The sequence below is a fragment of the Micromonospora sp. NPDC047753 genome, assembly GCF_040642735.1.
Classification (GTDB): domain Bacteria; phylum Actinomycetota; class Actinomycetes; order Mycobacteriales; family Micromonosporaceae; genus Micromonospora.
Map to the genome: position 1 here is coordinate 1 of NZ_JBEYSL010000449.1, position 5,576 is coordinate 5,576.

Here is a 5,576-nt window from a genome sequence, read left to right on the forward strand (position 1 = left end):
TGGTCGTACCGCCTGCTGACCGAGTCGACGGCCCGGCTCTTCCGGCTGGTTGGCGGCAGCACGGACCTGACAATCAGTACGGCGGCCGGGGCCAGCCTCGCCGGCGTCGAGCGCCGGCAGGTCCGGGCGGCGTTCGCCGAACTCGCCGACGCGCACCTGGTGCTGGAGCGTGGTCCGGACCGGTGCGGGATGCACGACCTGCTGCGGGCCTTCGCGGCCGAGCTTTCCGGCGAGCAGGACCGGACCGGCGACCGGGCTGAGGCGCGGGGTCGGCTCTTCGACCACTACCTGCACAGCGCGCACGCTGCTGCCGTGCTGCTGCACCCACACTGGGACCCGATCGCGCTGCCGCCAGCTGTTACCGGGGTTCGACCGGAGAAGATCAGCGATCACGACGAGGCGGCGGCGTGGTTCACCCGGGAGCGGGAGGTGCTGATCGCACTGGTCGAGCGGTGCGCGACCAGCGGGTTCGAACGGCACGCCTGGCAACTGGCCTGGAGTTTGACCATCTTTCTGGACCGGCAGGGCGGCTGGCACGACCAACTGGCGGTGCAGCGTACGGCGCTGGTCGCCGCGCGGCGCGGTGGCGACTCGGCCGGGCAGGCGCACGCGCACCGCAGTCTGGCCCGGGCCCAGGCCCGGCTGGGCCAGCTCGACGAGGCACCCGGTCAGCTTCAGCGGGCACTGGAGCTCTTCCGGGCCCTCGACGACCCGGCCAACCAGGGGCACACCTGCCTGGACCTGGCCGAGATGGCCGACCGGCAGGGCCGGCGCGCAGAGGTGGTCCAGCACGCGGAGGCGGCGCTGACGTTGTACCGCACCGCCGGACACCGGTACGGGCAGGCGATGGCGTTGAACGCGATCGGTTGGTACCGCGCCCAACTGGGTGAGCACGATGCCGCGATCGAGGCGTGTCGGCAGGGCCTGGCGCTGTTGCGGGAGTTCGACGACCGCCAGGGTGAGGCCCCGACCTGGGACACTCTCGGGTACGCGCAGCACCGCGCGGGGCGACCGGCAGAGGCGGTCGGCTCGTACCGGCACGCGGTGGAGCTGTACCGGGAGTTCCGGGACCGGTACTACGAGGCGGACACGCTCGGGCACCTGGCCGAGGCGCAGGCCGAGGCCGGCGATCCGGCCGGGGCGGCCCGGAGCTGGCGGGCGGCGTTGCGCCTGCTCGACGACCTCGGGCACCCGGACGCGGAGCGCATCCGTCGTCGGCTCACGGACGCCGACCGGCTGTGACCGGCCGGCGACCAGCCGCCGAACGACTGGCAGAGCGTCTTCGGTGGTCCGGCCTGGACCCGGACAGTCGACGCCGACGGACAGCCCGGCCAGTGGTACCTGCACCTGTTCGACACCGGGCAGCCGGACCTCAACTGGGACAACCCGGAGGTGCACGCGGAGTTCCTGGACGTGCTGCGCTTCTGGTTGGACCGCGGGGTGGACGGCTTCCGGGTCGACGTCGCGCACGGCCTCATCAAGCAGGCCGACCTGGCCGACTGGCAGGAGCCGCAGGAGATCCTCTCCGGCAACGAGATCGACAAGCCCCGCCCGCCGATGTGGGACCAGGACGGCGTGCACGAGATCTACCGGCAGTGGCGGCAGGTGTTGGACAGCTACCCCGGCGAGCGGGTGCTGGTCGCCGAGGCCTGGGTGGAACCGGCCGAGCGGCTGGCCCGCTACGTCCGCCCGGACGAGATGCACCAGGCGTTCAACTTCGAGTACCTGCTCGCCGCGTGGAGCGCACCGGCGCAGTACGCGGTGATCACCCGTTCGTTGGAGGCGACCGACTCGGTCGGCGCACCGACCACCTGGGTGCTGTCCAACCACGACGTGGTGCGGCACGCCTCCCGGCTCGGCCTGCCGATCGGCACCGTACGCCCCAACGGCATCGGCATCGGCGACCCGCAGCCGGACGCCGCACTCGGTCTGCGCCGGGCCCGGGCGGCCACCCTGCTGATGCTGGCGCTGCCCGGCTCGGCGTACCTCTACCAGGGTGAGGAGCTGGGGCTGCCCGAGCACACCACCCTGCCCGACGAGGCCCGGCAGGACCCGACCTGGGCACGCAGCGGGCACACCCAGCGCGGCCGGGACGGCTGCCGGGTGCCGATCCCGTGGGAGGCCGACGCCCCGTCGTACGGCTTCGGGCCGACCGACGCGAGCTGGTTGCCGCAGCCCGCGCTCTGGGCGGAGTACGCGCTGGACCGCCAGCGCGACGTGCCCGGTTCGACGTACGAGCTGTACCGCACGGCGTTGCGGTTGCGCCGTGCCCACGGGCTGGGTCGCGGCACCCTGGAGTGGTTGTCCTCGGGCGACGACGTGCTGAGCTTCCGCAACGGTGAGCTGACCGTGCTGACCAACTTCGGTGCCGCCCCGGTGCCGGTGCCGGCCAACGCCGAGGTGCTCGCCGCCAGCGCGCCCCTGGACGACGACGGTGCGCTCCCGGCCGACGTCACCGTCTGGCTGCGAGGCTGATCCAAACGCCGTGAGGGGCCAAGATCCGCGCAACATCAGGGATGTTGGCCCCTCACGCTCGCCCAAGGCAGCACTTTCCCTGATGTTGCGCGGATCAGGGAGAGTAGGTCGGCGGTCAGAGGCGGTCGGCCCGGGTGTGCAGCAGGTCGTGCACGTTGTCGATGTCCGCCGGTGAGGTTCGCGAGGCGAGCCAGTACATGACCCCCGTCGGGATGAAGAAGAGCTGGAACGCGGCCAGCCCGACGGCGAAGTTCAGCGGTGGCGGGAACGCCGCTCGCAGCGCCTGGAAGGCCACCCCGACCAGCCCGTTCCCGGCGGCGCGACCGACCCCGTTCACCAGGTTGCCCAGGCTGTAGACAGTACCCCGGTGCTCCGGTGGGTTGACATCGGCGATCAACGCGAACCAGTTCGGCGAGTTGGCCGAGGTCAACGCGAGCGCCACGACGGCGGTGAGCAGGCTCAGCCCGACCGACGGCTCGGTGAACACACTGGCCAGTACCGCACCCACCACCGCGCCGCCGCTCGCGCCGTCCGGCACGTCGATGGTCACCGGCACGAAGAACAGCACCAGGTAGAACGGCAGCGCGGCGAGGATGCCGATCGAGGCGACGAGTGCCCGCCCCCGCGGGGTACGCCGTTGCACGGCGTCACCGATCAGCCCGCCCACGATGGACAGCACCCCACCGAGCTGGAACAGCGTGGCGAAGACGCTGCCCACCACCACAGCTGTCGACGTGGAATAGCCCTGGGCCTCGGCCCGTTCGGCGAACAGCACCGGCAGCCAGACCAACGAGCCGAACGCGGCCTGCGCGGTCAGACCCTGCAGGATCAGCCACCGGTTGGTCCGCCGAGCCAGGATGCGCGGCAGGTCGGCGCGGCTGATCCGGTAGTCGTACTCGGCGCCGGCGTCCAACCTGCCGGCCAGTTCCGGCTCGCTCTGGCCACGCCGGACGTCGTACGTGAACAGGTAGGCCACCGTGGCGACGAGGCCGACGCCGGTCAACAGCAGGAACGGCCGACGCCAGTCGGCAGCCCCGAGCAGCCCGCCGAGGAGAGTCCCCGCGAGGGTGCCGACCCCCTGGGAGAGCCCCCAGAAGCTCATCACCAGCCCGCGTCGGGTCGGCGAGATCAGGTCGGTCACCACGGAGAAACCCACCGAGCCGACCGCGCCGAGACCGACCGCCGCGACCAGTTGCGCGGCCAGGAACGTCAGGTAGCCGCCGGCGAGCGCGCTGCCGCCGGTGCCCGCCGCCCAGAGCAGGGTGCCCACCATGAGCAGCGGTTTACGGTTGGTGTGGTCACCGACGTACGCCCAGCCGACCGCCGCGACCGCGCTGACCAGGAAGCTGACCGCGGTGACCACGCCGAGCAGCCGACCGGACACGTCGAACGCGTCGGAGATCGGGCCGTACAGCGGGGGGACCAGCCCGATCGCCACGTTGTCCAGCGAGGCGAGCAGCACGAACACCACCACGCTGTACAACCGGTGCGCCCGCCCACCGCCCCGACCATGCGGGCGCAGGCCGGGCCCGCCACTGGTCACCGTCATGACCGGCAGCCAACCAGACCGCGTGCAGGACGTCGTCACGCGGGTGGGTGCCGGTCACCGTCGACCGGCACCCACCCGCGCGTCGATCCCCACGGTCAGCGCCGGTCGAGCACCAACCCGCGGGCCGCGGCGTACTGGTCGCGCACGGCGGGGACGGCCGCCGCCGCGTACTCCTCGGTGCCCTCGACCGCCCAGACCGGCGGCGCGTCGCCGCCGAGGGCGACCCAGGCGGCCTGGCGGGCGGCACCGTCGGCGACGTACTCCCCGGCCGGCGGGACGACGACCGGGCAGCCGAAGACCTGCGGGGCGATCTGCCGCACCGCGGCCGACCGGGCCCCACCGCCGATCAGAATGACCCGGCGAGCGGTAGCGCCCTGCGCGGTCAGCGCGTCCAACCCGTCGGCGAGCGCGCAGAGCATGCCCTCCACGGCGGCCCGCGCCAGGTGCGCGGGGGTCGACGTACGCAGGGTCAGGCCGTGCACCGCACCGGTGGCGAGCGGTCGGTTCGGCGTCCGCTCACCCTCCAGGTAGGGCACCATGACCAGCCCGTCCGCCCCGGCTGGCGCGGAGAGCGCCAGCTCGGCCAGCTCGTCCAGGTTGACGCCGAGCATCGCCGCGGCGGCGTCCAGCACCCGGGCCGCGTTGAGCGTGGCGACCAGCGGCAGGAAGCGACCGGACGCGTCGGCGAAGCCCGCCACCGCACCACTCTCGTCAGCGGCGGGCACGTCGGCGACGCTGAACACGGTGCCGGAGGTGCCGATCGAGACGATCACGTCACCGGGCCCGGCGCCGACACCGAGCGCGGCGGCGGCGTTGTCCCCGGTGCCCGCGCCCAGCAGGGCCCCGCCCGGCCCACCCAGTACGTCGGACAGCTTTCCCGCCGAATCCGCCGGACCGAGCACCTCGGGCAGCACCAACCGCCGGCCGAAGCCCCGCTCCAGCAGGTCCAGCCGGTACTGCCCGGTGGCCGGCGACCAGTAGCTGGTGCCGCTGGCATCACCCCGGTCGGTACGCAGCGCGTCCAGCCCCGGTGCTCCGGCCAGCCGCCAGGTCAGCCAGTCGTGCGGCAGGCAGACGGCCGCCACCCGGGCTGCCCGCTCCGGCTCGTGCGTGGCCAGCCAGCGCAGCTTGGTGAGGGTGAAGCTGGCCACCGGAACGCTGCCGGTGGCCTCCGCCCAGAACCGACTCCCGGCCGAGCCGCCGCCGGCCTCCTCGATGAGGTCGGCGGCGGCGTCGGCGGACCGGGTGTCGTTCCACAGCAGCGCCGGGCGGACCACCCGGCCATCCTCGTCGAGACACACCATGCCGTGCTGTTGGCCGGCGACGGAGATCGCCGCCACGTCGGCCAACCCGCCGGCCTGGTCGGCGGCGCTACGCAGTGCCTGCCACCAGGCTTCCGGGTCGACCTCCGTGCCGTCCGGGTGCGGTGCCCGGCCCTGCCGGAGCAGGGCGCCGGTTTCCGCGTCCCGGATCACCACCTTGCAGGACTGGGTGGACGAGTCGACGCCACCGCCAGCGGCGGCAGCCGCGACGTGGACGACGTCGTCGACCT

2 protein-coding genes and 2 pseudogenes are annotated in these 5,576 nt (G+C 73.3%); 2 read left to right on the forward strand and 2 right to left on the reverse strand.

The window, feature by feature from the left end; translation table 11 throughout:
* Together ABZ749_RS28115 and ABZ749_RS28120 are read left to right on the forward strand one after the other, a co-directional pair.
* A pseudogene (locus ABZ749_RS28115) lies at nt 1-1,242 on the forward strand (transcriptional regulator, SARP family protein); the annotation flags it as partial.
* Nucleotides 1,243-2,475, forward strand: a pseudogene (locus ABZ749_RS28120) (alpha-amylase family glycosyl hydrolase); the annotation flags it as partial.
* 115 nt (nt 2,476-2,590) lie between these two features.
* On the opposite strand, the gene ABZ749_RS28125 reads toward ABZ749_RS28120, so the two are convergent.
* Both ABZ749_RS28125 and xylB read right to left on the reverse strand, forming a co-directional pair.
* Nucleotides 2,591-4,024, reverse strand: a complete 1,434-nt coding sequence (locus tag ABZ749_RS28125) for an MFS transporter (RefSeq protein WP_357233089.1) — start codon at nt 4,022-4,024, stop codon at nt 2,591-2,593.
* A 95-nt stretch (nt 4,025-4,119) separates the two neighbouring features.
* Entirely contained in the window at nt 4,120-5,502 is a 1,383-nt protein-coding gene (gene xylB / locus ABZ749_RS28130) for a xylulokinase (RefSeq protein WP_357233091.1), read from the reverse strand.
* Nucleotides 5,503-5,576: the final 74 nt, after the last annotated feature.

Excerpts from the sequence above, each read along its gene's own strand:
- ABZ749_RS28125 (WP_357233089.1), bottom strand. The coding sequence starts at position 4,024 with ATGACGGTGACCAGTGGCGGGCCCGGCCTGCGCCCGCATGGTCGGGGC.